This is a genomic window from Streptomyces albireticuli (assembly GCF_002192455.1).
In the GTDB taxonomy this organism is placed as follows: Bacteria; Actinomycetota; Actinomycetes; order Streptomycetales; family Streptomycetaceae; genus Streptomyces; species Streptomyces albireticuli_B.
Window position 1 is genome coordinate 2849243 of the sequence record NZ_CP021744.1, and the last position, 26868, is coordinate 2876110.

22 protein-coding genes are annotated in these 26868 nt (G+C 70.5%); 6 read left to right on the forward strand and 16 right to left on the reverse strand.

All coding sequences use genetic code 11. The features are described from left to right. Nucleotides 1-30: 30 nt before the first annotated feature. The 6 genes from SMD11_RS11920 to SMD11_RS11950 all read right to left on the reverse strand — a co-directional run bounded on the left by SMD11_RS11920 (nucleotide 31) and on the right by SMD11_RS11950 (nucleotide 6563). Nucleotides 31-774 carry an ABC transporter permease gene (locus SMD11_RS11920; protein ID WP_087926437.1) on the reverse strand — a complete coding sequence of 248 codons (744 nt, stop codon included), beginning with the start codon at nucleotides 772-774 and terminating at the stop codon, nucleotides 31-33. Further along, a complete protein-coding gene (locus SMD11_RS11925) occupies nucleotides 771-1724 on the reverse strand; it encodes an ABC transporter ATP-binding protein (protein ID WP_087930441.1) in 954 nt (317 codons plus the stop codon). Before SMD11_RS11925 ends, SMD11_RS11920 begins: the two co-directional genes overlap by 4 nt. A 154-nt stretch (nucleotides 1725-1878) precedes the next feature. Then, nucleotides 1879-4683, reverse strand: coding sequence for a hypothetical protein (locus SMD11_RS11930; protein WP_159395283.1), 2805 nt, complete (start codon nucleotides 4681-4683; stop codon nucleotides 1879-1881). Nucleotides 4684-4989: 306 nt separating this feature from the next. Further along, nucleotides 4990-5370, reverse strand: a complete 381-nt coding sequence (locus tag SMD11_RS11940; protein ID WP_087930442.1) for a DUF6113 family protein — start codon at nucleotides 5368-5370, stop codon at nucleotides 4990-4992. A gap of 5 nt (nucleotides 5371-5375) precedes the next feature. Then, a complete protein-coding gene (gene mshB, locus SMD11_RS11945; RefSeq protein WP_087926440.1) occupies nucleotides 5376-6269 on the reverse strand; it encodes an N-acetyl-1-D-myo-inositol-2-amino-2-deoxy-alpha-D-glucopyranoside deacetylase in 894 nt (297 codons plus the stop codon). 99 nt (nucleotides 6270-6368) lie between these two features. Beyond that, nucleotides 6369-6563 carry a hypothetical protein gene (locus SMD11_RS11950; RefSeq protein ID WP_087926441.1) on the reverse strand — a complete coding sequence of 65 codons (195 nt, stop codon included), beginning with the start codon at nucleotides 6561-6563 and terminating at the stop codon, nucleotides 6369-6371. Between the two features lie 184 nt (nucleotides 6564-6747). On the opposite strand from SMD11_RS11950, the gene SMD11_RS11955 reads away from it, so the two are divergent. The 6 genes from SMD11_RS11955 to SMD11_RS11980 all read left to right on the forward strand — a co-directional run bounded on the left by SMD11_RS11955 (nucleotide 6748) and on the right by SMD11_RS11980 (nucleotide 15109). Continuing rightward, nucleotides 6748-8868, forward strand: coding sequence for a S9 family peptidase (locus tag SMD11_RS11955; protein WP_087926442.1), 2121 nt, complete (start codon nucleotides 6748-6750; stop codon nucleotides 8866-8868). A 218-nt stretch (nucleotides 8869-9086) separates the two neighbouring features. Next, nucleotides 9087-10064, forward strand: a complete 978-nt coding sequence (locus tag SMD11_RS11960) for an ABC transporter permease (RefSeq protein ID WP_087926443.1) — start codon at nucleotides 9087-9089, stop codon at nucleotides 10062-10064. 62 nt (nucleotides 10065-10126) lie between these two features. Next, nucleotides 10127-11926 carry an ABC transporter substrate-binding protein gene (locus tag SMD11_RS11965; RefSeq protein WP_199843856.1) on the forward strand — a complete coding sequence of 600 codons (1800 nt, stop codon included), beginning with the start codon at nucleotides 10127-10129 and terminating at the stop codon, nucleotides 11924-11926. Between the two features lie 68 nt (nucleotides 11927-11994). Next, nucleotides 11995-12972, forward strand: coding sequence for an ABC transporter permease (locus SMD11_RS11970; RefSeq protein ID WP_087926444.1), 978 nt, complete (start codon nucleotides 11995-11997; stop codon nucleotides 12970-12972). 20 nt (nucleotides 12973-12992) lie between these two features. Then, on the forward strand, nucleotides 12993-14069 hold the full coding sequence (locus tag SMD11_RS11975) for an ABC transporter ATP-binding protein (protein ID WP_087926445.1): 1077 nt from the start codon (nucleotides 12993-12995) through the stop codon (nucleotides 14067-14069). Beyond that, the gene (locus tag SMD11_RS11980; RefSeq protein WP_087926446.1) at nucleotides 14066-15109 is read left to right on the forward strand and encodes an ABC transporter ATP-binding protein; all 1044 of its coding nucleotides are present in this window, start codon (nucleotides 14066-14068) and stop codon (nucleotides 15107-15109) included. Before SMD11_RS11975 ends, SMD11_RS11980 begins: the two co-directional genes overlap by 4 nt. Nucleotides 15110-15205: 96 nt before the next feature. On the opposite strand, the gene SMD11_RS11985 is transcribed toward SMD11_RS11980, so the two are convergent. From SMD11_RS11985 to SMD11_RS12030, 10 genes are all read right to left on the reverse strand, one after another. Beyond that, a complete protein-coding gene (locus tag SMD11_RS11985; RefSeq protein WP_087926447.1) occupies nucleotides 15206-16249 on the reverse strand; it encodes an ABC transporter ATP-binding protein in 1044 nt (347 codons plus the stop codon). After that, a complete protein-coding gene (locus tag SMD11_RS11990; RefSeq protein WP_087926448.1) occupies nucleotides 16239-17243 on the reverse strand; it encodes an ABC transporter ATP-binding protein in 1005 nt (334 codons plus the stop codon). Before SMD11_RS11990 ends, SMD11_RS11985 begins: the two co-directional genes overlap by 11 nt. 10 nt (nucleotides 17244-17253) lie before the next feature. Then, nucleotides 17254-18255, reverse strand: coding sequence for an ABC transporter permease (locus tag SMD11_RS11995; protein ID WP_087926449.1), 1002 nt, complete (start codon nucleotides 18253-18255; stop codon nucleotides 17254-17256). Further along, nucleotides 18248-19171, reverse strand: coding sequence for an ABC transporter permease (locus SMD11_RS12000; protein WP_087926450.1), 924 nt, complete (start codon nucleotides 19169-19171; stop codon nucleotides 18248-18250). Before SMD11_RS12000 ends, SMD11_RS11995 begins: the two co-directional genes overlap by 8 nt. A 79-nt stretch (nucleotides 19172-19250) precedes the next feature. Next, the gene (locus SMD11_RS12005) at nucleotides 19251-20873 is read right to left on the reverse strand and encodes a peptide ABC transporter substrate-binding protein (RefSeq protein WP_087926451.1); all 1623 of its coding nucleotides are present in this window, start codon (nucleotides 20871-20873) and stop codon (nucleotides 19251-19253) included. Between the two features lie 236 nt (nucleotides 20874-21109). Further along, a complete protein-coding gene (locus SMD11_RS12010) occupies nucleotides 21110-22237 on the reverse strand; it encodes an ABC transporter ATP-binding protein (protein WP_087926452.1) in 1128 nt (375 codons plus the stop codon). Next, nucleotides 22230-23288, reverse strand: a complete 1059-nt coding sequence (locus tag SMD11_RS12015) for an ABC transporter ATP-binding protein (RefSeq protein WP_087926453.1) — start codon at nucleotides 23286-23288, stop codon at nucleotides 22230-22232. Before SMD11_RS12015 ends, SMD11_RS12010 begins: the two co-directional genes overlap by 8 nt. 11 nt (nucleotides 23289-23299) lie before the next feature. Further along, nucleotides 23300-24238 (reverse strand): ABC transporter permease, encoded by a 939-nt coding sequence (locus SMD11_RS12020; RefSeq protein ID WP_087926454.1) that lies wholly within the window; start codon nucleotides 24236-24238, stop codon nucleotides 23300-23302. Then, on the reverse strand, nucleotides 24231-25157 hold the full coding sequence (locus SMD11_RS12025) for an ABC transporter permease (RefSeq protein ID WP_087926455.1): 927 nt from the start codon (nucleotides 25155-25157) through the stop codon (nucleotides 24231-24233). The genes SMD11_RS12020 and SMD11_RS12025 overlap by 8 nt, the downstream gene beginning before the upstream one ends. A gap of 94 nt (nucleotides 25158-25251) precedes the next feature. Beyond that, the gene (locus tag SMD11_RS12030) at nucleotides 25252-26742 is read right to left on the reverse strand and encodes a peptide ABC transporter substrate-binding protein (protein ID WP_324614727.1); all 1491 of its coding nucleotides are present in this window, start codon (nucleotides 26740-26742) and stop codon (nucleotides 25252-25254) included. Nucleotides 26743-26868: the final 126 nt, after the last annotated feature.

The following is a 26868-nucleotide window of genomic DNA, read 5'->3' on the forward strand; positions in this document are numbered from 1 at the left end:
TCGCGCGGGCGCGGTCCCGCCGCCCCCGGCTCACGCCTTGCGCGTGTCCTTGCGGTACAGCCAGGCGGCCGCGCCCCCGAAGATCACAAGATAGGCGACCAGGACGGCCACGTCCTTCACGTCCGGGGCGTCGCCCAGCTCGATGGACCGGCCGAGCGCGGCGTAGGCGTGGGTGGGCACCCACTCCGCGATGTCCTGGAGCCACGCCGGGAAGGTGTTGACCGGCATCCAGAGGCCGCCCAGGATCGACAGGCCGAAGTAGATGATGAAGGTGATCGGACGCACGGCGTCACCGGTGGCGAGATAGCCGACCGCCACGCCCAGCGCGGCGAAGACGATGCTGCCCGCCCATATCGCGCCCGTCAGCGCGAACCACTGCCACGCCGCGTCGAACCGGACGTCCTTCACGAGGGCGGCGACCCCGAACACCACCAGGATCGACGGCAGTGACACCACGGCGGCCGAGGCGACCTTCGCCGTCACATAGCCGCGGCCGGGCAGGGCCGTGAGCCGAAGCTGGCGCACCCAGCCCTTCTCGCGCTCCTTGGCGATGCGCTCGCTGTTGCCGACGAGGACGGCGGTGAGGGCGCCGAAGGAGGCCATGGAGACCATCATCAGCAGCGGCACGGTCAGCCCGGTGCCCTCGACGACCTCCGTGCTGCTCGCGCCGCCGGCGATCAGCAGATACAGGCCCGCCGGGTAGAGCACGGAGAAGAACATGAACTTCTTGTTGCGCAGGGTGCGCTGAATTTCAAGCTTGATCAGGGTGTTCACTGGGCCGCCTCCTCAGCGGTCGCCGCGTCGGTGAGGGCGATGAAGGCCTGCTCCAGGCCGAGGCCCGCGACCTCCAGATTGCGGGGGTAGAGCCCCAGGCCGTAGAGCGCGTGGACGGTGGCGTCGGCGTCGTGCGACTGGATGCGCACCGTGCGGCCCGATATCTCCAGGGAGGACAGGAACGGCAGTTCGCGCAGCGCGCCCTCGCCGATGTGCCCGTCCAGGTCGAACACGATCCGGCGGGCGCCGGCCTTCGCCTTGATCTCGGCGGCCGAGCCGTCCGCGATCACCCTGCCGCGGTGCAGCACGATCACCCGGTCGGCGATCGCGTCGGCCTCCTCCAGATAGTGCGTGGCGAAGAGGATCGTCCGGCCGGCGCGGGCCTGGGCGCGCATCACGCCCCAGAACGCCTGCCGGGCCGAGACGTCCATGCCGGTGGTCGGTTCGTCCAGCACGACGAGCTCGTTGGCACCGGCGGTGGCGAGCGCGAACCGCACCCGCTGCTCCTGGCCGCCGGAGAGCTTGTTGACCATGCGGTCCGCGATGTCGCGCAGATCCGCGTGCTCCAGCACCTGCTCCACCGGATAGGCCCGGGGGTGCAGGTCGCACGCGAGCCGCACGAGCTCACGGACCTTCACGTCCTCCATCAGGCCGCCGCTCTGGAGCATCGCGCCGACCTTGCCCCGCGCGATGGCCTGCCGCGGGGTGGTGCCGAAGACCTCGACGCGCCCCGCGTCGGGGTCACGCAGGCCCAGCAGGAGGTCGAGCGTGGAGGACTTGCCCGCGCCGTTCGGACCGAGGAGGGCGACGGTCTCGCCGGGGTGGAGCCGGAGGTCCAGCTCCGAGACGGCCCGCACCTGGCCGAAGCTCTTGCTGACGTTCGAGAAGCTGACCACGGGTGGTGCGGTGCGGTGCCGGTCCCCCGTGAGCGTACGTGCTGTGGTGGTCATGTACTCCATGATCCGGGCCCTGGGCGCGCGGGGGCAGTGTCGGGCGTCGTGTGCTGACGATGACAGATGTCATGACTCCCTTGACCCCTGTGACATGCGAAAACCCCCGTGCCGGGTGAGGCACGGGGGCTCGTCGCGGGCCGGGCGGGGCCGGTCAGCTGCCGTTGACCGGGATCACCCCGACGCGCTCGGCGGGCGTCTTGCCGAGCAGCGCCTTGCGGAGGGCGACGACGACGTCCTGCGGCTGGACGGACGTCTTGCTGCCGTTACCGCGCTGGATGGTGACGCCGTTGAACTTGGTGCCGTAGAGCTCCTTGAGCGCTTCGAGGTTGTAGTGCTCTTCGAGCTTTCCGTTGACTTCCTTGACCGCCAGGATCTTCGGCAGCGAGCGGTCCGGACCGAACTGGATGCTGTGGGCCGGGTCGGTCTGGATGGTGACGAGGCCCGACATCGCGGGCTTCGCGAAGGCGTTCATCACCCGGTCGACCTCGGCCTTGTCGACCTTCGGCTGCTGCTGGGCGCTGGGCAGCTCGACGGTCTTGTTCTCACCCGTGGCGGCGCGGTCGCGGTACGCCTGGGCGACGGCGGCCACGGCCTTGTCGGTGTCCAGGCCGACGTACGGCTTGCCGTAGACGGGCACGGCCTTGCCGGGCTCGAAGACGATCGTGCCGTCCTTGGCGCCACCGGACTCGCCGGCCAGGGTCTTCAGCGCCGCCGCGATCTTCTCCTCGTCGGCGCCGATGGTCGCCTCGGCCTTGCGGGTGCCGCCGATGAGCGAGGGGATGACCGTCAGCGGGTTGTAGTCCCGGCCGGCCGCCGCGCGGACGGTGGCCTGGGTGTCGATCGACAGACCGGCCACCGACGGCTTGAGCTCCGCCTCCTTGCCCCCGATGGAGACCTTCAGCGGGTCCGTGGCGCGGCCGCCGAGCGCGGAGTCGAGCTTCTGCACGGCCTGCTCCTTGGAGCTGCCGCCGATGCCGACGCCGAGCACGGTGGTGCCGTTGGGCACGTCCGCGTGGTCGAGGAGCAGACCCGCGCCGTAGGCCACGCCGGCCAGCGCCACGACGGCGCCGCCCAGCAGGACGACCTTGGAGCGGCCCTTCTTCTTCGCGGCCTTCTTGGGCGCGCTCTTGGGCGCGCTCGCGGCCGGGGCCGGGGCGCCACCGGGGGCGGGCACCTTGGGCTTGGGCACGGCCACGCGGGGCGCGCCGCTGTCGACCGGGCCGGCCTTCTTGCCAGGGCCCGGCGGCGGGACGACGGGCACACCACTGACGAGCGTCTCGGACGTCCCGCCGGGCGCGGCGGGCGCCTTCTGGCCGCCCTTCTTGCCACCCTTGCCGCCGTTCTTGGGCGCCTTGGGTGCCTTCGTCTGCTGCTGGCCGTTCCCGGGCGCCTGGGTGCCCTGCGGGCCCTTGGGGCCGCGCGGGGCGGACTGGGCACCGGTGGACGGCGCGGGGACGCGCGGGACGCCCTCGCGCGGAGTGTCCGTACGCCCGGGGGCGAAGGCGGCGCCGCCGGGGAACGCGTTCCCCTGGCCCGCGGTGGGCGCGGGGAACTGCTGCGTGCTGTCCGGGGCGCCGGTCCACGGCGCGGCGCCGGCCGAGGCGCCGGGGCCCGGCGGCGGCACGGCGGGCGTGGCCTGCGGGGTGCCCGCGACGACGGGATTGGTGCCCGTGGCCATGGGGTCGCCGGCCCACGGGGCGGGCGTGGTGCCCGTCGTGGACGCGTCGGCGGGGCCGCCCGGCCACGGCGTCGTGCCGGTGGTCCCGGAAACGGAGGCACCGCCCGGCCAGTCGTCGGTCTGCGCACCCCGGGCGCCGCGCGCCGTGGAGGTGTCGGCCTGCCAGGGGGTGGTGCCGGTGGTGCCCGAGGCGGAGCCACCGGGCCAGTCGTCGACCGGCTTCGGGGCACCCTGGGCGTCCGAGGGCATGCCGGAGGGCGCGCCCTGCCACGGCGTCGCCCCCGTCGTCGAGCCCGAGGGGCCCGAAGCGGCCGGGGAACCGGAGGGGCCGACCGGCCAGTCGTCCACCGGGGCGGCCGGGGCCGCGGCGGCGCCGTCGGCGGGCCACGGCGTCGCGGCCGTCGTCGAGGAACCGCCCGGCCAGTCGTCCACGTGACCGGCGGGGGTCTCCGCCTGCCAGGGAGTGGCGCCGGTGGTCCCTGAGGCGGAGGCGCCGGGCCAGTCGTCGACCGGGCCGGTGGGCCGCTGTTCGCCCGTGCCGGCCACGCCCTCGGCGGGCCACGGCGTCGCGCTCGTCGTCGAGGAGCCGCCCGGCCAGTCGTCGGCCTGCGCGGCGGAGGTGTCCGGCTGCCAGGGGGTGGTGCCGGTGGTGCCCGAGGCGGAGCCACCGGGCCAGTCGTCGACCGGCTTCGGGGCACCCTGGGCGTCCGAGGGCATGCCGGAGGAGGCGCCCTGCCACGACGGCGTCCCCGTGACAGGAGGGGCGGGAGGGGCCGGAGTGGCCTGGGAAGCCGTCGGGCCGACCGGCCAGTCGTCCACCGGGGCGGCCGGGGCCGCGGGCGGCGGGCCCTGCTTCTGACGCTGCGGGAGCGGCGGCACCGAGCCACCGCCGGACGCCTGCGGGCGGCGGCCGGCACCGGCCGGCGGCGTACCCGGGGAGGACTTGCGCGGGGCGAACCAGTCGCTCGTCTTGTCCTTCGACGCCGGCCGCTCCGCCTCCTGGCGCGCCGGGGCCGCGGACGGCTCCGGGCGGCGGGGCAGGGCGGGCTTGCCGTCGGCACTCTGGCGGGCGGCGGGCGCGCCGGAGCCGGGCGCCGGGGTGTTCTTGGCGGCCGCGGGCGGTGCCGGGACGGCGGCGGGGCCCGAGGCGGCGCCCGCCTCGTCGCCGACGGGCGTGCGCATGATGACCGGCGGGATGGGCCGCGAACCCGGGATGTTGATGCGGATCCGCGTCGTCAGCGTGGTCTCGGTCTTCTGCTCTTCCGGCTTCGGCGCCATGGCCTGCTCCTCGCTGACGCCACCGTCGGCGGACGGCTGGCGGCTTCCGTACGGCGGGGTCCCCGAGGGGTACGCGGCGCCACCGCGGCCCTGGGGCCCGGAGGACGAACTGTCAGATTCACGGCTCAAAGCAGGTTCTCCCGGTTAGCTCCGCCGCCCGTCATGACCTCGTTCGGGCGGCTCGGCGGCGCGCACCACCATACTGGGCACCACGGACGCGTACTTGACGGCTGCCGGATCGACCCGGCGGCGAGGCGCACGAGGCGGGTGCGCGCGCCTTTGACCGGTCAGGCGGAAATCGTCACGTCACTTGCCAAGTCGGACTGCGGAGCCGTCCGGTTGCGGCAGTTTCGGGAGCGTGGCGCACATCACAGCCACGGCCATCCCGCCCAGCAGGAAGGCGTACGAGCCCAGTCCGGCGCCGAAGAGGAAGTCGCCCTCCGGCCGGCTGTCGGTCAGCAGCAGCACCGCGACGAGCCAGCCGGCGCCGGGCGCCGCCCCGCCGAGCCGGGTGCCGGACGCGACGAGCCCGCCGTAGCAGAGGCCCGCGAGGGCGAGCAGGGCGAGCGTCAACCCGCCGGGGAACCAGCCCGCTTGCACCAGGCCGCCCGCGACCCCCACCAGCGCGCCGAGGACGGCGAGGACGGCGTAGAGGGCGATGCGCCCGGCACTCAGGGGTGCCGCCATGCCGGTCACACGCCCACCCCGGCGAACAGGTCGTCCTCGCGGGGCGCGGCGGCGCGGCCGCGGACGAGCTTGTAGTACTCGTCCGGGAAGAGGGGCTGGCCCAGGTCGTTGGAGAGCGCGAAGAACGGCCCGTCGACGGCGACCTGGGTGGCGTGGGCGCGCATCGCGGCGGCCTTCGCGCCGACGTACGCGGCGCCGGCGACGACCGCCGTCACCTCCTCGTCGGGGACGACCCCGGGGACGTCGGAGGCGGACGCGATGCCGGGGAAGGGGTCACCCTCGCCGCGCTCGCGCAGCTGTGCGAAGCCCGCCTCCACGACGGAGAGCGGCACGCAGTTCCAGTAGACCTTGGCGATCTCGTGCGGTTCGCCCAGGTCGCGCCGGAAGGCGGACTCGCCCGCCAGGTCGGCCGCGCGCATCGCGACGCGATGCGCCTGGATGTGGTCGGGGTGGCCGTAGCCGCCCTCGGGGTCGTAGGTGACCAGGACCTGCGGCCGGACCTCGCGAATCACCTCTACGAGGGATGCGGCGGCCTCGTCCACGTCCGCCCGCCAGAAGGACCCGGGGCGGTCGTTCTGCGGGGCGCCCGTCATGCCGGAGTCGCGGTAGCGCCCGGCACCGCCGAGGAAGCGGTGGTCGGTGACGCCCAGCTCCCTCATCGCGGCGGCCAGTTCACCGACGCGGTAGGGGCCGAGGGTGTCGTCCCGGTCGGCGGTGAGGTGCGCGAGGCCGGCCGGGATCACCTCGCCCTCTTCACCGAGGGTGCAGGTCACGAGGGTGACGTGGGCCCCTTCGGCGGCGTACTTGGCCATGGTCGCGCCGTTGTTGATCGATTCGTCGTCCGGGTGCGCGTGCACCAGGAGCAGCCGGCGGCCTGGCAGGGCGGAGCGGTCGGTCATGGGGACAGCCTACGAGCACACCGGGCGGTGCGGGGAGCCACCGGGCGCCGCCCCGCACGGACCGGCCGGAGGACCCCGCCGGGGCCCTCCGCCGGACCGTCAGAACTTGATGTTGCTGATCATCCCGGTCACGCTCGACGTGAGACTGTGCAGCGTCGGGGCGATCGACGAACTCGCCAGATAGAACCCCAGCAGCACACAGACCGCGGCGTGGCCCGCCTTCAGTCCGGACTTCCGGACCAGCAGGAAGACGATGATCGCCAGCAGCACCACCGCCGAAATCGAGAGTGCCACAGCGGTTCACCTCCAGGAACGCGCGGTCGGACGGACGACGAACGAGCGGCACACGGATGCCGCTCGGGGCTTATCACCTATGCGTCAGTGATCATAACTTTCCGGTGCCCGGACATCACTCGGTGCACAGGAGCAAATCCGGGGCGCACGGCGACTTCTCGCCGCCCCGCAATAGGCTCCACGCATGACCGGACAGCTCTCGTTTCCTCGGCAGCAAGCCCGTACACAACGTTTTTCCCTCGGCGCGCCGCGCGCGTTCACGGTGTCGCCGGACGGCGCGCGTGTCGCGTTCCTGCGCTCCCGCTCCGGCACCGACCGGGCGGGGGTGCTGTGGGTGCTCGACCTCGACGACGGACGGGAGCGTGTGGCGGCCGATCCCGCCCTGCTGCTGGGCGGCGCCGACGAGGAGCTCTCCGCGGAGGAGCGGGCGCGCCGCGAGCGCAGCCGCGAAGGCTCGGCCGGCGTCGTCGGGTACGCGGTGGACAGCGCCGTGGAGTGGGCGGCGTTCGCCCTGTCGGGGCGCCTGTTCGTGGCCGAACTGCGCGGCGGCACCGCCCGTGAACTGGTCGTCCCCGGCCCGGTGGTCGACCCGCGGCCCTCGCCCGACGGCCGCCGGGTGGCCTATGTGACGCGCGGCGCGCTGCGCGTGGTCGAGGCGGACGGCGGCGGCGACCGCGCCCTGGCCGAGCCCGGGGCGGAGACCGTGACCTGGGGGCTGGCGGAGTTCGCCGCCGCCGAGGAGATGGACCGCTCGCGGGGCTTCTGGTGGGCTCCGGACGGGACGTCGCTGCTGGTGGCACGGGTGGACGAGGCGCCGGTGAGCAGCTGGTGGATCGCCGATCCCGCCCATCCGGACCGGGTGCCCGCGCAGATCCGCTACCCGGTGGCCGGCACCGCCAACGCGGAGGTGTCGCTGGCCCTGGTGGGTCTGGACGGCAGCCGTAAGGACGTCGAGTGGGACCGCGAGCGCTATCCCTACCTGGCGCGTGTGCACTGGTCGGCGGCCGGTCCCCCGCTGCTGCTGGTGCAGGCGCGCGACCAGCGCAGCCAGGTGTACCTCACCGTGGACACCGCGACGGGCGGCACGCGCGTGCTGCGCGTGGAGGAGGACGCAAACTGGCTGGATCTTTTCCCCGGGGTGCCCGTGTGGAACCCGGACGGGCGACTCGTACGCATCGCCGACGAGGGTGACGCGCGGGTCCTGGCGGTGGACGACCGGGTGCTGACCGGGCCGCGGTTGCACGTGCGGGCCGTGCTGGACGCCGGGGCGGAGGACGTGCTGGTCTCGGCGTCGGCCGGTCCGGAGGCGGCGGATCCGGAGACCGGCGAGACCCACGTCTACCGCGTCGGCGAGCGCGGGGTGGAGCGTCTCTCCGAGGGCCCGGGGTGGCACTCGGCGGTGCGCTGCGGGGCGGTGACGGTCCTGGTCTCCACGTCACCGGAGCGCAGCGGTGCCCTCGTTCGGGTCCTGCGCGACGGCGTGCGGGCGGCCACGATTCCCTCGTACGCGCAGACGCCCGTGCTGACCGCCCGCGCGCGCCTGACGGAGGCGGGCGCACGCCGTATCCCGTGCGCCGTGCTGCTGCCGACGGGTTACGCGGAGGGCGACGGGCCGCTGCCGGTGCTGATGGACCCCTACGGCGGGCCGCACGGGCCGCGGGTGGTCGCCGCGCAGAACGCCCACCTGACCTCCCAGTGGTTCGCCGACCAGGGCTTCGCGGTGGTCGTGGCCGACGGGCGCGGCACGCCGCACCGCTCACCCGGCTGGGAGAAGGCCGTCCGGGACGACTTCGCGGGCGTCACCCTGGACGACCAGGTCGAGGCGGTACAGGCGCTGGCCGGGCGCTTCCCGCTGGACCTCGGCCGGGTGGCGATCCGCGGCTGGTCGTACGGCGGCTACCTCGCGGCGCTGGCGGTGCTGCGCCGCCCGGACGTCTTCCACGCGGGGATCGCGGGCGCGCCGGTCACGGACTGGCGGCTGTACGACACGCACTACACGGAGCGCTATCTGGGTGACCCGGAGCGGCAGCCGGCGGTGTACGCGCGCAATTCGCTGGTCACCGACGAGGGGCTGTCGGGGGCCGCGGCGGAGAACCGGCCGCTGATGGTGATCCACGGGCTCGCGGACGACAACGTGGTCGCGGCGCACACGCTGCGGCTGTCCTCGGCGCTGCTCGCGGCGGGCCGTCCGCACGAGGTGCTGCCGCTGTCGGGGGTGACGCACATGACCCCGCAGGAGCAGGTCGCGGAGAATCTGCTGCTGCTCCAAGTCGATTTCCTCAAGCGGTCGCTGGGGATCTCCTGACCGCCCCGGAGTGACGCGCGCGCGGCGTGCCCGGCAGACCTGTCAAGCACGCCGCGTCGTCGATCCGCTCAACCTTCGCTCAAGATGGCGGGCGGTGCCGCCTCTTCCGCGCAGCCCTCTTGACTGGGCCGTGAATCCATTGCGAAAGTCCGCTCAACCCATCGCGCGACCGGCGTCCGCGAGAGGCCGCGAAGACGACAGTGCGGGGGATTTACGCGATGACGAGTCCTTCCCAGTTACCGGTGGCGCAAACAGAGTTGGCGGGCCGTTCACCCGGACAGCTGATGTGGCGCCGCTTCAAGCGTGACCGTTCCGGGGTAGTTTCCGCGTACATCGTGGCGTTCTTCTTTCTCGTCGCCGTGACGGCTCCGCTCCTCTCGAAGGTCTACGGGAAGAATCCGACGGAGACCTACGGGCTGGACGAGCCGGGTCTGCTCAATGAGTTCGGTTACCCGGTGGCGCCGAACGGCGGCATTTCCGGGCGTTTCTGGTTCGGAATCGAGCCCACCCTGGGCCGGGACGTGCTGACCCAGCTGGTGTACGGAATCCGTACGTCCCTGCTCATCGCGACCGCCGCTACGGTCCTGTGCGTCGTGACCGGCATCCTGATCGGTGTGACGGCCGGATACATCGGCGGCCGCACCGATTATCTGCTCGGCAGGTTCATCGACCTCCTGCTGGCCTTCCCCTCCCAGCTGTCGTTCATCGCCTTCACGCCGGTGGTCTATTCCCTCTTCGTCAGCCCGGGGAAGGAGACCCCGACCTATCTGCGGGTACTCACCCTGATCCTGGTGCTCTGGGTGCTGGGCTGGATGGGGATGGCGCGGCTGCTGCGCGGGCAGGTGCTGAGCCTGCGGGAGCGGGAGTTCGTCGAGGCCGCGAAGGTCACCGGGGCGTCGCCCTGGCGGATCATCCGCAAGGAGCTGCTGCCCAATCTGTGGACGCCGATCCTGGTGCAGTCGACGCTGATGCTGCCGTCGATCGTGACCGTCGAGGCGGGCCTGTCCTTCATCGGCGTCGGCATCCTGGAGCCCACCCCCGACTGGGGGCGGATGTTCGCGAACGGCGCCCATTACTACGAGAGCGACATCACCTACATCTTCTTCCCCGGCCTCGCGATGATCATTTTCGTGGTCGCCTTCAACCTGCTCGGGGATTCCGTCCGGGACGCCTTCGACCCCCGGACCACCCGCTGAGCACGGCGCACGGCCGGCAGAGCAGAACTGGACACCGACGGGACAGGCAGGTGCATCGACCCATGACGAAGGCACTGAGGCGCAGACGCCGGCACTCCGCGGCCGTGGCACTGGCGGCCGGGGCCCTGGTCCTCTCCGCGTGCAGCAGCGGGGGCGGAGGCGGCGACGGGGGCGGGAAGAGCGAGGGGCCCGGCGAGGACAAGACGAAGGCGTCCAACTACTCCCTGGGCACCAAGGAGGACTCCACCGGGCCCGCGCCCGAGGTACGGGGCGCGAAGAAGGGCGGCACGGTCAACGTCCTCCAGCGCGACGCCTTCAACCACCTGGACCCCGGCCAGATCTACTTCGCCGACGTGCTCGCCGCGCAGATGCTCTACAACCGCTCGCTCACCTCCTACAAGGTGGACGACCAGGGCCGGGTGAAGGTCGTCGGCGACCTGGCCACGGACACCGGCACGGCCTCCGACGGCGGCCGGACCTGGAAGTTCACCCTCAAGGACGGGCTGAAGTTCGAGGACGGCTCGCCGATCACCGCCCAGGACGTCCGCTGGGGCATCGAGCGGCTCTACGCCCCCTTCGAGACCGACGGGCCGCTCTACATCCCGCAGTGGCTCTCGGGCGAGGGCAGCACCTTCCGCAAGGCGCTGCCGGACGGCCCGTACGAGGGCAAGCACCTGCCGTCGTCCGTGCTGGACACCCCGGACGACAAGACGATCGTCTTCCACTTCCTTCAGCCGCACGCCGACACGCCCTTCGCCACCGCCATGCCCAACGTCGGCGCGGTCAAGGCGGCGAAGGACACCAAGCAGAAGTACGACAACGCCCCCTTCGCCTCCGGCCCGTACAGGGTCGGCGAGTACAAGGTCGGCAAGTCGCTGAAGCTGGTACGCAACGAGCACTGGGACCCGAGGACGGACCCCATCCGGCACCAGTACGCCGACGGGTTCGAGATCAGCTTCGGCCACCAGTACGCGGACTCCACCCGCCGCTACCTCGCCGACCAGGGCGGCGACAAGAACGCCCTGTCGTTCTCCAACGCCGTCGCGCCGGAGATGACCGAGAAGGTGCTGAAGCAGGCGGACACCAAGTCCCGCCGCTTCGTCGAGGTCCAGCCGTACGTCGACTACATGAGCATCAACGTCGACCGCGTGAAGGACGTCCGGGTCCGCAGGGCCATCGCCCACGCCATGCCGAACGGGCAGATCCTCCAGCAGAACGGCGGCGCGACCGCCGGGCTGCTCGCCACCAACTACCTCTCGCCCGCCATGGACGGCTACCGGCCCACCGACCCCCTGGGCAAGAAGGCCAAGCCCTCCGGCGACCCCGAGAAGGCCAGGGCGCTGCTGAAGGAGGCCGGCAAGGAGGGCATGGAGATCGTCTACGCCTACGCCAACACCGACGTCCAGCAGAAGGTGTCCGTCGTGGTCACCCAGGCGCTGGAGCGGGCGGGCTTCAAGGTGCAGAAGAAGGAGGTCGACGCCAACATCTGGCGGACCGCGGTCGCCGAGGTGAAGAACAAGTTCGACGTCTACCGCAACTCCTGGGGAGCGGACTGGCCCGTCTCCTCGACGGTCGTCCCGCTGCTGTTCGACAGCCGCCAGATCGCCGACGGCAGCCAGAACTACAGCCATCTGAACAACCCCGCGGTCGACGCCGAGGTGGACCGGATCAGCAAGATCCCGGATGTGAAGCAGGCCGGGCCCGAGTGGCAGAAGCTCGCCGACAAGATCCTCACCGAGGACGTGCCCGCGGTGCCGGCCTTCTACAACCGGCAGTTCTCCCTGTGGGGTTCGAACCTCGGCGGCGTGCGGTACCAGCCCGTCTACGGCACCGTCGACCCGACCGGCGTGTACGTGAAGTAGCCCCCGGCGCCGGCCGGGCCCGTCCCCCGCCCGGCCGGCGCCCCGCCCTGACGGAAGTCCGCGGAGCCATGCTGAGATTCCTCGCCCGCCGCGTCCTCGGCGCACTCGTCATCATCGTGCTGATCAGCGCGATCACCTTCTTCCTGTTCTTCGCGCTGCCCTCCGAGCCCGCCCTGATGTCCTGCGGCAAGAACTGCACACCGGACGCCCTCGCGCTCATCAACAAGAACCTGGGCCTGGACGAGCCGGTGCCCGTCCAGTACTGGCACTACATGGCGGGCATCTTCACCGGCCGCGACTTCAGCGTCGGCCACTGCCCGGCCCCCTGCTTCGGCTACTCCTTCTCCAACCAGCAGCCGGTCTGGGGCACCATCGTGGACCGCTTCCCGACCACCCTGTCCATCACGGTCGGCGGCGCCGTGGTCTTCCTCGTCGTCGGCGTCGGCATCGGCATGCTCGCCGCCGCCTTCCGGGGCACCTGGGTCGACAAGTTCTTCAGCTCCCTGTCGCTGATCGGCAACTCCCTCCAGATCTACTTCGTGGGCGTCATCGCGCTCGCCGTCCTCGTCAGCGGGCTGCACTGGATGGACAACCCCGCCTACCACCCGATCACCGAGAACCCCGGGAAGTGGTTCATGGGGATGCTCATCCCCTGGCTGGTGCTGTCCATCATCTTCATCGCCAACTACAGCCGGATGACGCGCTCCCAGATGATCGAGCAGCTGGGCGAGGACCATGTGCGCACGGCGCGCGCCAAGGGCCTCAGCCGCCGGACGGTCTTCTTCCGCTACGCCTGGAGGGGAGCGCTCGCACCCGTCGTCACCATCTTCGGCATCGACCTCGGCTCGCTCTTCGGCGGCGCGATCATCACCGAGTTCACCTTCAGCCTGCACGGGCTCGGCCGGCTGGCCGTCTCCTCGGTCGGCGAGACCGACCTGCCCACCCTGATGGCCGTGATGCTCGTCGGCTGCACGGCGATCGTCATCGCCAACATCGTCGTGGACGCCGCCTACGCCCTCATCGACCCGCGCGTGCGCCTCGCCTGACCGCCAGGAGAACGACTGCCGTGACCGCGACCTCACCCGACACGACTCCCCCACCCGCACCGTCAGCCACACCCTTTCTCTCCGTACGGGACCTCTACGTGCGTTTCACCACCGAGGACGGCGTCGTGAAGGCCGTCGACGGGCTCTCCTTCGACCTGGCGCGCGGGCAGACCCTCGGCATCGTGGGCGAGTCGGGCTCGGGCAAGTCCGTCACCAACCTCGCCGTCCTCGGCCTGCACGAGCGGCGCGGCACCAAGATCAGCGGCCGGATCACGCTGGACGGGCGGGAGCTGACCGGTGCCCCCGAGTCCGCGCTGGAGAAGCTGCGCGGCGACAAGATGGCCATGATCTTCCAGGACTCGCTCACCGCGCTCTCCCCCTACTACACGGTGGGCCGGCAGATCGCCGAGCCCTACCGCAAGCACACCGGCGCCTCCCGGCGCGACGCCCGCCGGCGCGCGGTCGAGATGCTGGACAAGGTCGGCATCCCCAACGCCGCGCGGCGCGTCGACGACTACCCGCACCAGTTCTCCGGCGGCATGCGCCAGCGCGCCATGATCGCCATGGCGCTGGTCTGCGACCCCGAGCTGCTGATCGCCGACGAGCCGACGACCGCGCTGGACGTCACCGTCCAGGCCCAGATCCTCGACCTGCTCAAGGACCTCCAGCGGCAGACCGGTTCGGCGATCGTGCTCGTCACCCACGACCTCGGCGTCGTCGCCCACACGGTGGACGACCTGCTGGTGATGTACGCGGGCCGGGCCGTCGAGCGCGGCCCGGTCCGCGAGGTGCTGAGCGCGCCGGGCCACCCGTACACCTGGGGGCTGCTGGGCTCCATGCCCCGGCTGACCTCGGACGTCGACGAGCCGCTCGTACCCATCCCCGGCACCCCGCCCAGCCTGCTGGCGCCCCCGCCCGGCTGCCCGTTCCACCCGCGCTGCGCCTACGCCGCCCAGGTGGCCGGCGACCGGTGCCGGACGGAGCGCCCGGAGCTGCCGGCGGGCCACGGCGCCGCCTGCCACCTCACCCCCGGGCAGCGGCGCACGGCCCTCGCCGCGCGGCTCGCGCCCCGACCGGGCCGAGGAGGCACCCGATGACCGAACTCCTCGTCGCGGAGGGCCTGACCAAGCACTTCCCGATCATGGGCGGCTTCCCCGTCAAGCGGAAGGTCGGGGCGGTCCAGGCGGTGGACGGCATCGACCTGACCGTACGCGCGGGCGAGAGCTTCGGGCTGGTCGGCGAGTCCGGCTGCGGCAAGTCCACGACCGGGCGGCTGCTGACCCGGCTCCTGGAGCCGACCGCCGGCCGGATCACCTATCAGGGGGTGGACATCACCCACGCCCGGCGCCGGGAGCTCGCCCCGGTCCGCCGCGAGATCCAGATGATCTTCCAGGACCCGTACTCCTCGCTCAACCCCCGGCAGACCGTGGGGAAGATCGTCTCCGGGCCGATGGAGATCCACGGCGTCGAGCCCGCGGGCGGCCGGGAGGCCCGCGTCCGGGAGCTCCTGGACATCGTGGGCCTCAACCCCGAGCACTACAACCGCTTCCCGCACGAGTTCTCCGGCGGCCAGCGGCAGCGGGTCGGGGTGGCCCGCGCGCTCGCCCTGGACCCGAAGATCGTCGTGGCGGACGAGCCGGTGTCCGCGCTGGACGTCTCCATCCAGGCCCAGGTGGTCAACCTGCTCCAGCGGCTCCAGCGGGAGCTCGGCATCGCGTTCCTGTTCATCGCCCACGACCTGGCCGTCGTACGGCACTTCTCGCAGCGGGTGGCGGTGATGTACCTCGGGAAGATCGTCGAGGTGGGCGGGCGGGAGGACATCTACGAGCGGCCCCGGCACCCGTACACGCACGCGCTGCTGTCGGCGGTGCCGGAGGCGTCGGACCTCATGGGCGGGCCGGAGGGGGTGCGGCGGGAACGGATCCGGCTGGCCGGGGACGTGCCGTCGCCGATCCTGCCGCCGTCGGGGTGCCGGTTCCGGACGCGGTGCTGGAAGGCGCGGGAGGTGTGCGGCGTGGAGGTGCCGGAGCTGGTACGGCTGGAGGGGAGTGCGGAGGGGCATCTGTCGGCGTGCCACTTCCCGGAGCCGGTGCCGGTTCCTTCCCCTGCCCCGCCCCTTGCCGGAGCCGGGGACTGACGCCCCCGGGCCCCCTTCCGCGGTGTCCTCAATCGCCGGACGGGCTGAAACTCAGCCCGTCCGGCGATTGAGGACCGGGCCGGGACCGGAGGGAATTCACTCCTCCTCCGGCGGGACCACCGCCCGCTCCTCCGCGAAGTGGCACGCCGAAGGGTGTGCCGCCGGGCGCGCGCCCTCCTTGAACCACTCCGGTACCTCCAGCGGCGGCACCACCCGCGCACACTTCTCCTGCGCCTTCCAGCAGCGCGTGCGGAAGCGGCAGCCGGACGGCGGGTTCGCCGGGGAGGGCACGTCGCCCGCCAGCAGGATGCGCTCACGCCGCTCGCGCGCGCCGGGGTCCGGCACGGGGACCGCCGAGAGCAGGGCCTGGGTGTAGGGGTGCGTCGGGTGCTCGTAGATCTGGAGGTCCGTGCCGATCTCGGCGAGCCGGCCGAGGTACATCACGGCGACCCGGTCGGAGATGTGCCGCACGACGGAGAGGTCGTGCGCGATGAAGACGTAGCTCAGGTCGAACTCGTTCTGGAGCCGCTCCAGCAGGTTGACGACCTGGGCCTGCACGGAGACGTCCAGCGCCGAGACCGGCTCGTCCGCGACGATCACCTCGGGGCGCAGCGCCAGGCCGCGGGCGATGCCGATGCGCTGCCGCTGGCCCCCGGAGAACTGGTGCGGGTAGCGGTTGATGTACTCGGGGTTGAGGCCCACGACGTCGAGGAGTTCGCGCACCTTCTGCCGCCGGCTGCCCTTGGGCGCGACCTCGGGGTGGATCTCGTACGGCTCGCCGATGATGTCACCGACGGTCATCCGGGGGTTGAGCGAGGTGTACGGGTCCTGGAAGACCATCTGGATGTTGCGGCGTACGGCCTTCAGCGCGCGCCCGGACAGCCGGGTGATGTCCTCGCCCTTGTAGCGGATCTCCCCCGCGGTCGGGCGCTCCAGGTTGACCAGCAGCTTGGCGACCGTGGACTTGCCGCAGCCGGACTCGCCGACGATGCCGAGGGTCTCGCCGCGCCGCAGGTCGAAGGAGACGCCGTCGACCGCCCGGACGGCGCCGACCTGCTTCTTGAAGAGGACGCCCTGGGTCAGCGGGTAGTGCTTGACGAGGTCCCGCACCTCCAGAATCGCCTCGCCGTCAGCGCTCATCGAGGGTTTCCTTCCAGAAGTGGCAGGCGCTGGCGCGGCCGTGGGACACGGCGAAGAGCGGCGGCCGGTCGGTGCGGCAGATGTCCTGGGCCATGGGGCAGCGCGGGTTGAAGGGGCAGCCGGGCGGGATGGCGGTCAGGTTGGGCGGCAGGCCCTTGATGGCGTAGAGCTGCCGGCCCTTCTGGTCCAGGCGCGGGATGGAGTCGAGGAGGCCGCGGGTGTAGGGGTGGGCGGGCGCGGCGTAGAGGTCGTGGACCGGGGCGGTCTCGACGATCCGGCCCGCGTACATCACGGCGATCTTGTCGGCGACGTCCGCGACGACACCCAGGTCGTGGGTGATGAGGATGAGGCCCATGTTGTACTCGCGCTGGAGCTCGGCCAGCAGGTCCATCACCTGGGCCTGCACCGTCACGTCGAGCGCGGTGGTCGGCTCGTCCGCGATGACGAGGGCGGGTTCGAGGGCCAGCGCCATCGCGATCATGATGCGCTGGCGCATGCCGCCGGAGAACTGGTGCGGGTAGTCGCCCACCCGCTCCTTGGCGGCGGGGATGCGCACCCGGTCCATCAGCTGGACCGCCTTGGCCCGGGAGTCCTTGCGGGTCATCCCCTCGTGGACCTCGTACATCTCGGCGAGCTGGGCGCCGACGCTCATCACGGGGTTGAGCGCGGACAGCGCGTCCTGGAAGATCATCGACATCTTGGCGCCGCGGATCCTGCGCCGGGTCTCGGCGCCCATGGTCAGCAGGTCCTCGCCGCGGAAGAGGACCTGGCCGCCGGTGATCCGGCCCGGTGGCGAGTCGAGGATGCCCATGATCGCCTGAGCGGTCACGGACTTGCCCGAGCCGGACTCCCCCAGCACGGCGAGCGTCTCGCCCGGGTCCACGCAGTAGTTGACGCCGTTGACGGCCTTGGCGACGCCGTCCCGGGTGTGGAACTCCACCTGGAGGTCGCGTACGTCCAGCAGGGTCACCGGCTGGTCTCTCTGGTGCTCCATCGCCCGCTCCTCAGCGCAGCTTGGGGTCGAGGGCGTCGCGCACCGCGTCGCCGAGCATGATGAACGCCAGCACCGTGATGCTCAGCGCTCCCGCGGGCCACAGGAGCATGTGCGGGGCGTTGCGGATCTGGACGGAGGCGTTGGAGATGTCGATGCCCCAGGAGACGGTGGGCGGTTTGAGGCCCACGCCCACGAAGGACAGCGTCGCCTCCAGCGCGATGTAGGTGCCGAGGGCGATGGTGGCCACGACGATGACCGGGGCCACCGCGTTGGGCGCGATGTGCCGGAGCAGCATCCGCCGGTTGCCCGCGCCGAGCGCCCGCGCGGCCTGGACGTAGTCGTTCTGCTTGGCGGTGACGACGGAGCCGCGGGCGATGCGGGAGATCTGCGGCCAGCCGAGCAGCACGATGAAGCCGACGACGGGCCAGACCGAGCCACTGGTGACGACGGAGAGGAAGACCAGTCCGCCGAGGATGATGGGGATGCCGAAGAAGATGTCGGCGATCCGGGAGAGCAGCGCGTCCCACCAGCCGCCGAAGAACCCGGCCAGCCCGCCGAGGACGCTGCCGAACAGGGTGGCCCCGGCGGTGGCGCAGATGCCGACGGCGATGGAGGCCCGCGCCCCGTGCACCGTACGGGTGTAGACGTCGCAGCCCTGGGTGTCGAAGCCGAAGGGGTGGCCCGGCTGGGAGCCCTCCTGGGCCTTGGCGAGGTCGCACTGGAGGGGGTTGCCGCTCGCGATCAGGCCCGGCCAGATCGCGATCAGCACCAGGAAGACGATGACCAGCGCGGAGACCAGGAAGACGGGGTTGCGCCGCAGGTCGTGCCAGGCGTCGGACCACAGGCTGCGGGACTTGCCGCTGCCGGGGCCGCCGGGCAGCGGTCCCTCGTCCAGACTGCGGGCGTCCCCGGTGGCCAGGGTCATCGCGCCGCCGTCGCCGGGCGTGATGGCGTCCATCGCGGGCTGGGGGTCCGCGGCGCGCGGGTCCCCGTAGGGCTCGGGCTCAGGCATAGCGGATCCTCGGGTCGAGCACGGCGTAGAGGAGGTCGACGAGCAGGTTCGCCAGCAGGAAGACGATGACGAGGATGGTCACGAAGCCGACGACGGTGGGCGAGTTCTGCCGCAGGATGCCCTGGTAGAGCTGGTAGCCGACGCCGTGGATGTTGAAGATCCGCTCGGTGACGATGGCGCCGCCCATCAGGGCGCCGACGTCGGTGCCGATGAAGGTGACGACGGGGATGAGGGAGTTGCGCAGCAGGTGCCGGGTGACGACCCGGTGGCGCGGCAGCCCCTTGGCGACGGCCGTGCGGATGTAGTCGGCGCGGGAGTTCTCCGCGATGGTGGTGCGGGTCAGCCGGGTGACGTAGGCGAGCGAGGTCAGGGCGAGCACGACGCCCGGCAGGATCAGCTCGTCGAAGGGCGCGTAGGGCGAGACGGCCGGGGTGACGACGCCCCACTTCACGCCGATGAGGAACTGGAGCACGTAGCCGCTGACGAAGGTCGGGATGGAGACCACGATCAGGGTGAGCAGCAGGACGGTGGTGTCCACCGAGCGCCCGCGCCGCAGCCCGCTGAAGACGCCGAGGACGATGCCCGCGACGACCTCGAAGAGGAGGGCGACGAGGGTGAGGCGCAGGGTCACCGGGAAGGCGCTCGCCATCAGCTCGGTGACCTTCTGCCCGTTGAAGGCGGTGCCGAAGTCACCGGTGAGGATCTGCCCCATGTAGTGCAGGTACTGCTTCCACAGCGGCTCGTCGAGGTAGAGGTCCTTGCGGATCCGCGCGGCGGTCGCGGGGTCGGGCGCCTTGTCGCCGAAGAGCGCGGCGATCGGGTCGCCCAGGGCGTAGACCATGAAGAAGATCAGGAAGGTGCTGCCGATGAACACCGGGATCATCTGGAGCAGCCGCCGGATCACATACCGTCCCATGGGGGCTCCGGGGGGTTTCGCGGGGACTCGGCGGGGAGGCGGCCGGCGCGGCGTTCGGCTCCCCGGGTCCGTTGACGGGTCAGCCGACCGTGATCTGCTCGTAGACCGGGACGCTGAAGGGATTGAGCGTGACGTCGGAGATCCGGCTGGAGTAGCCGGCGCTGCCGTTCTGGTACCAGAGCGGGATGGCGGGCATCTGCGCGGCGAGGATCCGCTCCGCCTCCTGGAACTTCGCGTTCGCCTTGTCCTGCGAGTTCTCGGCGTTGGCCTCGTCGACGAGCTTGTCGAACTGGGTGTCGCTGAACTTCCCGTAGTTGGAGGAGGCGTCGGTGTAGTAGAGGGGCTGGAGGAAGTTCTGGATCAGCGGGTAGTCCATCTGCCAGCCGGAGCGGAAGGGGCCGGTCAGCCGCTGGTTGGACAACTGGTTGCGGAAGTCCGCGAAGGTGCCGATGGGGTTGACGGTGCAGGCCTTGTCGTCGCCGAGGGCGTTGTTGACGCTGTTGCAGACGGCGTCCATCCAGACCCGGTGGGAGCCGGTGTCGACGTTGGAGGTGAGGGTGACCCGGCCGCCGGGCAGGCCGCCGCCCTCCTCGATCAGCCGCTTCGCGGCGGCGGCGTCGTAGCGGCAGGCGTCGCCGCACAGACCGCCCTTGTAGCCGCCCTTGTCGCCGAGGGCCGGTGAGGTCCAGTCGGTGGCGGGGGTGCGGGTCCTGCGGTAGATCTGGTCGGTGATCTGTTCGCGGTTGATCGCCATGGACAGGCCCCTGCGGACCTTCTCCATGCCGTCGCCGGCCCACTTCCCGTCGTACATCGGGAAGGCCAGGGTCTGGATGATGCCGGCCGGCTGGTTGATGTAGCGGTCGCCGAGGTCCTTCCTGACGTTCTTCAGCTGGGCGCTCGGGATGTCGTCGACGAGATCGAGGTTGCCGGCCTGGAGGTCGGTGTACGCGGTGTTGTTGTCGGTGTAGACACGCAGTTCCACGCCCTCGTTGCGGGCCTTGTCCTCGCCCGGGTAGCCGTCCCACTTGCGCAGCCGCATCGACGAGCCCCTGTTGTAGGACTCGATGCTGTACGGGCCGTTGCCGACGGGCTTCTTCAGCCAGGCCTCGTGGTCGTCGAAGAAGGCCCTGGGGAGGGGGACGTAGGCGGTGTAGCCGAGGGTGTCGGGCCAGGTGGAGAACTTGGTCCGCAGCTTGGCGGTGAAAGTGCGGTCGTCCTTGACGGTGAGGCCGGAGAGGGTCTTGGCGGTCGGGGAGCCGTCGTCGGGGTGGACCTTGTCGTAGCCGTCGATGTACTCGAAGAAGGAGGCGTTCTTCTGTTTGTTGTCGACGAGCGCGGCGTAGTTCCAGGCGTCCACGAAGGACCGGGAGGTGATCTTCTCGCCGTTGCTGAAGGTCCAGCCGTCCTTGAGGGTGACGGTGAAGGTCTGCTGGTCGGTGGAGTCGATCTTCTCGGCGAGCATGTTCTCGGCGGCGCCGGTCCGGGGGTCGTAGCGCTTGAGGCCCCGGAAGACCATGGAGAGCACCTTGCCGCCCTGGACCTCATTGGTGTTGGCGGGCTCCAGCTGGTTCTGCGGGTCCCCCCAGGAGGCGCGCACCACCCCGGCCTCGTCGCCGCCCCCGCCACCGCAGCCCGCCACGGCCGCGACCAGGGCGGCGGACAGCGCGCACGCGGCCCACCTGGCCCGCACGGCTCCGCGCATGGAGTGCCTCCTCAAGGTCCCAAGTCCCACTTAGGCCCAAATAACACCCCATTCGGTGACACTCTGCATCTTTATGGCCGCTGTTTGTGCGCGTTCGAAGGCAGAAACCGCCCGGATGCCTGAGCGCGAAGGAGCGCCGGTCTCGCGCCCGGAACGCCGAAGGGGCGCCCGGACCGAACGGCCCGGACACCCCTTCCCACGCTCGTACGCGTGTACGTTCACACGCGCCCGTCATGTCATGCCGCGTGCACCACGTCCCGCTCCTCGGCGAAGTGGCACGCCGAATCGTGGGCCGCGAGCGTCTTCTTGCCCGCGAAGACCTCGGGCACGGCCAGCAGCGGCACCTCTTCGGCGCACTTGTCCTGCGCCTTCCAGCAGCGGGTGCGGAAGCGGCAGCCGGACGGCGGGTTGGCCGGGGAGGGCACGTCACCGGTGAGGATGATGCGGTCGCGGCCCTCGCGGGCGGCCGGGTCGGGGACCGGGACGGCCGACAGCAGCGCCTGGGTGTAGGGGTGCGTCGGGTGGTCGTAGATCTCCGAGTCCGTGCCGATCTCGGCCATCTTGCCCAGGTACATCACGCCGACCCGGTCGGAGATGTGCCGGACGATGGACAGGTCGTGCGCGATGAAGACGTAGGAGAGCTCGAACTCGTCCTGGAGCTTCTCCATCAGGTTGATGACCTGCGCCTGCACCGAGACGTCCAGCGCCGAGACCGGCTCGTCGCAGATGATGACCTCGGGGTTGAGCGCCAGGCCGCGGGCGATGCCGATGCGCTGCCGCTGACCGCCCGAGAACTGGTGCGGGTAGCGGTTGATGTACTCCGGGTTCAGGCCGACGACGTCCAGCAGCTCCTGGACGCGCTTGCGCCGGTCGCCCTTGGGCGCCACCTCGGGGTGGATGTCGAAGGGCTCGCCGATGATGTCGCCGACGGTCATCCGGGGGTTGAGCGAGGTGTACGGGTCCTGGAAGACCATCTGGATGTTGCGGCGTACGGCCTTCAGGGCGCGCCCGGACAGCTTGGTGATGTCCTGGCCCTTGTAGAAGACCTCGCCGGACGTCGCCGTCTCCAGCGTCATCAGCAGCTTGGCGACCGTGGACTTGCCGCAGCCGGACTCGCCGACGATGCCGAGGGTCTCACCCTTGTAGAGGTCGAAGGAGATCCCGTCGACGGCCTTGACCGCGCCGATCTGCTTCTTGATGAGGACACCCTGCGTCAGCGGGAAGTGCTTGACGAGGTTGCGGACCTGGAGGATCGGCTCACCGCGGTCGACGGGCGCGTCGAGCACGGCCTCGACCTCGGCGGTCGTCTCGGCCGTCGACAGGACCACGCCGGAGACCTCTTCGTTCTTGGCGGTCTCAGCCATGGATCGTCTCCTTCCAGAAGTGGCAGGCGCTCCCGCGCCCGGCCAGCTCCGCGCCGTCCCGCTCGGTGACCGACGCCAGGGCCGGCGTCTCGGTGCGGCAGATGTCCTGAGCCTTGGGGCAACGCGGGTTGAAGGCGCAGCCCGTCGGGATGTTCAGCAGGTTGGGCGGCAGACCCTTGATCGCGTAGAGCTCCTGGCCCTTCTGGTCCAGGCGCGGGATCGAGTCCAGCAGACCGCGGGTGTACGGGTGCGCGGGGCGCTTGTACAGCTCGTCCACGGGGGCGGTCTCGACGATCCGGCCCGCGTACATCACGGCGATCTTGTCGGCGACGTCCGCGACGACTCCCAGGTCGTGGGTGATGAGGATGAGGCCCATGTTGTACTCGCGCTGGAGCTCGGCCAGCAGGTCCATCACCTGGGCCTGCACCGTCACGTCGAGCGCGGTGGTCGGCTCGTCCGCGATGATCAGGTCCGGCTCCAGGGCCAGCGCCATCGCGATCATGATGCGCTGGCGCATACCGCCCGAGAACTGGTGCGGGTAGTCGTTCACCCGCTCCTTGGCGGCCGGGATGCGCACCCGGTCCATCAGCTCGATCGCCTTGGCCTTGGCCTCCTTCTTGGAGAGGCCCTGGTGGACGCGGTACATCTCGCCCAGCTGGTAGCCGACGCTGAGCACCGGGTTCAGCGAGGACAGCGCGTCCTGGAAGATCATGGCGATCTTGCTGCCCCGGAGCTTCCGGCGCTCCTCGGCGGACATCTTCAGCATGTCCTGGCCGCGGAACAGGATCTCGCCCTGCGGGATCTTCCCGGGCGGCATGTCGAGGATGCCCATGATCGCCTGAGCGGTCACGGACTTGCCGGAGCCGGACTCGCCGAGCACGGCGAGGGTCTCGCCGGCGTTCACCGAGTAGTTGACGCCGTTGACGGCCTTGGCGACGCCGTCCCGGGTGTGGAACTCCACGTGCAGGTCACGGACTTGCAGCAGCGGGGTGCCGCCGCCGTCCGCCGCCCGGGGTTCGGGGACGTTCGCGGTCTTCTCCATGGTGGTCACGTACGCCTCCCTCAGCGCAGCTTGGGGTCGAGGGCGTCGCGCACCGCGTCGCCGAGCAGGATGAACGCGAGCACGGTGAGGCTCAGGAAACTGGCCGGGACCAGCAGGACGTGGGGGGCGTCACGCAGCTGCGACTGAGCGGCCGAGATGTCCACACCCCAGGAGACCACGGGGTCCTGGAGACCGATACCGAGGTACGACAGGGTCGCCTCGGTGGAGATGTAGCCGCCGAGCGCGATGGTGGCGACGACGATCACCGGGCCGATGACGTTGGGCAGGATGTGCCGGAAGAGGATCCGGCCGGTGCCCGCGCCCAGCGCCCGCGCCGCGGTCACGAAGTCCGCCTGCTTCTGCGTGATGACGGCACCGCGCATGACGCGCGCGATCTGCATCCAGCCGAAGGTGGCCAGACCGAGCGACACCGTCCACGCGGTGCGGTGCGTGAACGCCTGGAGCAGGGTCAGCGCACCGAGCAGCAGCGGGATGCCGAAGAAGATGTCCGTCAGGCGCGAGAGCAGGGCGTCGACCCAGCCGCCGAAGTAGCCCGCCAGCATGCCGACGAGGCCGCCGACAATGGTGACCGCGAGGGTCACACAGACACCGACGATGATCGACGCGCGGGCACCGTGGACGGTACGCGCGTAGACGCTCTGGCCCTGTCCGTTGTAACCGAACCAGTCCGCCTCGAAGAAGTGGGACCAGTTCGGCGGGGCCAGGTAGTGGCCGCGGAGGTCGGCCTGACGGGGGTCGACGCCGGTGAAGAGCGTCGGGAAGGCCGCCATGATGATGAACAGGATCAGCAGCACACCGGAGGCCCAGAACAGCCAGCTGCCCCGCAGCTCCCGCCAGGCGTCCTGGCCGAGGCTGCGCGGCTTGCCGGCGCCGGACTTCATGGCCGTGGACACCGCCTCGGGGACGGTGGTCTCGTGAGGAAGCGTCTTCTCAGGCATAGCGGATCCTCGGGTCCAGGACGGCGTACAGCAGGTCGACGAGGAGGCTGGTCAGGAGGTAGACGAGCACCAGCACGGTCACGATGCCGACGACGGTGGGGCCTTCACTGGTCTGGATGGCCTTGAAGAGCGTGAAGCCCACACCCTGGATGTTGAAGATGCCCTCGGTGACGATGGCGCCGCCCATGAGCAGACCGAGGTCGGTGCCGAGGAACGTGACGACAGGGATGAGGGAGTTGCGCATCAGGTGCACCCCGACCACGCGCTTGCGCGGCAGACCCTTCGCCACGGCGGTGCGGATGTAGTCGGCGCGGAGGTTCTCCCCCACGGTGGTGCGCGTCAGCCGGATCACGTACGCCAGCGAGAGCGCGGCCAGCACGATGGCCGGGATCATCAACTGCCCGAGGTTCTCGGAGTCCTGGACCGTCGGGGTGATGACCTTCCACTTCAGTCCCAGCAGGAACTGCGTGACGTAGCCGATGACGAACACCGGGATCGAGATGACGATCAGGGTGAGCACCAGGACGAACTGGTCCAGGAACTTCCCTCGCCGCATGCCCGTGAGGACGCCGAGGGCGATGCCCACGATCACCTCGAAGCCGAAGGCGAGGAGCGCCAGCCGAATGGTCACCGGGAACGCCTCGGACATCAGGTCGGCGACGGGCCGCCCGGTGAAGCTCTGCCCGAAGTCACCCTGGAACAGGCCGGAGATGTAGTTCCAGTACTGCTCGAGCAACGGCTTGTCGAGGCCGTACTCGTGGCGAAGTCTCGCGACTGTCGCCGGGTCGGCCGCCTTGGGGCCGAAGAGCGATTTGATGGGGTCGCCCGGCAGCGAATACACCATCAGAAAGATGAGCAAAGTGGTCCCGATGAACACCGGGATCATCTGGAGCAGTCGCCTCGCGACAAAGCGCCCCATGGTTCCTCCTGTCGCCGACGGGCCCGGAGGCCGCTCCCAGGTCCTTGTGGGGGAGAGCGGCCGCCGGGCCTACGTCACTGCAAGCCTGTCCCGGTTACTTCTTGACCTCGACGTCGGTCCAGATCGCCTGGCGGAAGGAGTCGAACTTCACGTTCTGCACCTTCTTGGAGTAGCCGGCGAGCGTGTGGTCGAAGAAGAGCGGGATGGAGGGCATGTGCTCCTGGATGATCTTCTTCTCGGCCTCGGCGTAGAGCTTGTTCGACTCCTCGATGGTCTTCGAGGCGTCGGCCTTGTCCATCAGCTCGTCGATGGCCTTGTCGCTGAACTCCATGTCGTTCGCACCGGCCTTGGTCCGGTACTGCGCGGAGATGAAGTTCTGGATGTTCGGGAAGTCCTGCACCCAGGCCATACGGAAGGCGCTCTTCATGCGGCGCTCCGTGATGTCGGCGCGCGCCTGCTGGAAGGTCGGCTTGGGGTCGGTGACGCACTCGACGCCGCCGTTCTGGCGGATGTCGTTGCAGACCGCGTCCGCCCACTCCTTGTTGGCGCCGTCGGCGTTGTAGGTGAGGGTGACCTTGTTGCCGGGGACACCGCCGCCGGCCTTGATCAGCTCCTTGGCCTTGGCCGGGTCGAACTTGCAGAACTCGCCGCAGGCGCCGCCCTGGTAGCCCTCGACGACCTTCGGGGTGTACCCGTCGGCCGCGTCCTTGCTGCCCTTGAGCGCGGTCTTGGCGATGGTCTCGCGGTCGATCGCCATGGAGAGGCCCTGACGGACCTTCACCTTCTCCGGCTTGTTCCACTCGGCCTCGTACAGCGGGAACGAGATGTTGGTGTTGCCACCGAACATCTGGCTGATCGCGCGCTTGCCGAGGTCGTTCTGGTACTGGCCCGCCATGGAGTTGGGGACCTGGTACATGATGTCGAGCTTGTCGGAGACGAGGTCGTTGTAGGCCGCGTCGTCCTTGTTGTAGAACTTGAAGACGACGCCGCCGTTCTTCGGCTTGTCGTCACCCTTGTAGTCGGCGAACTTCTTGGTCTTGAACTCGACCTTGTGCTGCCAGTCGCCGTCCTGCTGGTACGGGCCGTTGCCGATCGGGTGCTCGCCGAACGCCTTGGTGTCCTTGTAGAACGCCTTGGGCAGCGGGGAGAACACGTCGTAGAAGAGCTGCTCCTTGAAGGTGGAGACCGGCTTCTTCAGCTCGATGGTGAACTCGAGGTCACTGGTGACCTTGAGACCCTCCATCTTCTCGGCCTTCGGGTCGCCCTCGGCCGGGTGGACCTCGTCGTAGCCCTTGATGGGCTCGAACCACGAGGCGTTCAGCTGCTTGTTCTTGGCGTTGGCGGCCCAGTTCCACGCGTCCACGAAGGAGGCGGCGGTCTGGTCCTCGCCGTTGTGGAACTTCCAGCCCGGCTTCAGCTTGACCTTGAAGGTCTGGTTGTCCGCGGTGTCGATGCTCTCGGCCGCCACCAGGCGCAGCTTGGACTTCTCGTCGAAGTCGACGAGGCCGCGGAAGAGGTTCTTGACGATGTAACCGCCGCCGACCTCATTGGTGTTGCTCGGGATGATCGGGTTCTGCGGTTCCACGTTGTAGTACGTGTAGGTGCCGTCGGGATTGACAGCCGCGTTGTCATCACTGTCGTTTCCACCGCCACCACAGGCCGTAGCTGTCAACGCAACGGCTATCGCACCTGCGACCCAGGTAGCGCTCTT

What these genes read in the sequence shown, in the direction of transcription:
- SMD11_RS11925 (WP_087930441.1), bottom strand. Translation starts at nt 1,724, where the DNA reads ATGACCACCACAGCACGTACGCTCACGGGGGACCGGCACCGCACCGCA.
- SMD11_RS11930 (WP_159395283.1), bottom strand. Translation starts at nt 4,683, where the DNA reads ATGGCGCCGAAGCCGGAAGAGCAGAAGACCGAGACCACGCTGACGACG.
- SMD11_RS11940 (WP_087930442.1), bottom strand. Translation starts at nt 5,370, where the DNA reads ATGGCGGCACCCCTGAGTGCCGGGCGCATCGCCCTCTACGCCGTCCTC.
- mshB (WP_087926440.1), bottom strand. Translation starts at nt 6,269, where the DNA reads ATGACCGACCGCTCCGCCCTGCCAGGCCGCCGGCTGCTCCTGGTGCAC.
- SMD11_RS11955 (WP_087926442.1), top strand. Translation starts at nt 6,748, where the DNA reads ATGACCGGACAGCTCTCGTTTCCTCGGCAGCAAGCCCGTACACAACGT.
- SMD11_RS11960 (WP_087926443.1), top strand. Translation starts at nt 9,087, where the DNA reads ATGACGAGTCCTTCCCAGTTACCGGTGGCGCAAACAGAGTTGGCGGGC.
- SMD11_RS11965 (WP_199843856.1), top strand. Translation starts at nt 10,127, where the DNA reads ATGACGAAGGCACTGAGGCGCAGACGCCGGCACTCCGCGGCCGTGGCA.
- SMD11_RS11970 (WP_087926444.1), top strand. Translation starts at nt 11,995, where the DNA reads ATGCTGAGATTCCTCGCCCGCCGCGTCCTCGGCGCACTCGTCATCATC.
- SMD11_RS11980 (WP_087926446.1), top strand. Translation starts at nt 14,066, where the DNA reads ATGACCGAACTCCTCGTCGCGGAGGGCCTGACCAAGCACTTCCCGATC.
- SMD11_RS11985 (WP_087926447.1), bottom strand. Translation starts at nt 16,249, where the DNA reads ATGAGCGCTGACGGCGAGGCGATTCTGGAGGTGCGGGACCTCGTCAAG.
- SMD11_RS11990 (WP_087926448.1), bottom strand. Translation starts at nt 17,243, where the DNA reads ATGGAGCACCAGAGAGACCAGCCGGTGACCCTGCTGGACGTACGCGAC.
- SMD11_RS11995 (WP_087926449.1), bottom strand. Translation starts at nt 18,255, where the DNA reads ATGCCTGAGCCCGAGCCCTACGGGGACCCGCGCGCCGCGGACCCCCAG.
- SMD11_RS12000 (WP_087926450.1), bottom strand. Translation starts at nt 19,171, where the DNA reads ATGGGACGGTATGTGATCCGGCGGCTGCTCCAGATGATCCCGGTGTTC.
- SMD11_RS12005 (WP_087926451.1), bottom strand. Translation starts at nt 20,873, where the DNA reads ATGCGCGGAGCCGTGCGGGCCAGGTGGGCCGCGTGCGCGCTGTCCGCC.
- SMD11_RS12010 (WP_087926452.1), bottom strand. Translation starts at nt 22,237, where the DNA reads ATGGCTGAGACCGCCAAGAACGAAGAGGTCTCCGGCGTGGTCCTGTCG.
- SMD11_RS12020 (WP_087926454.1), bottom strand. Translation starts at nt 24,238, where the DNA reads ATGCCTGAGAAGACGCTTCCTCACGAGACCACCGTCCCCGAGGCGGTG.
- SMD11_RS12025 (WP_087926455.1), bottom strand. Translation starts at nt 25,157, where the DNA reads ATGGGGCGCTTTGTCGCGAGGCGACTGCTCCAGATGATCCCGGTGTTC.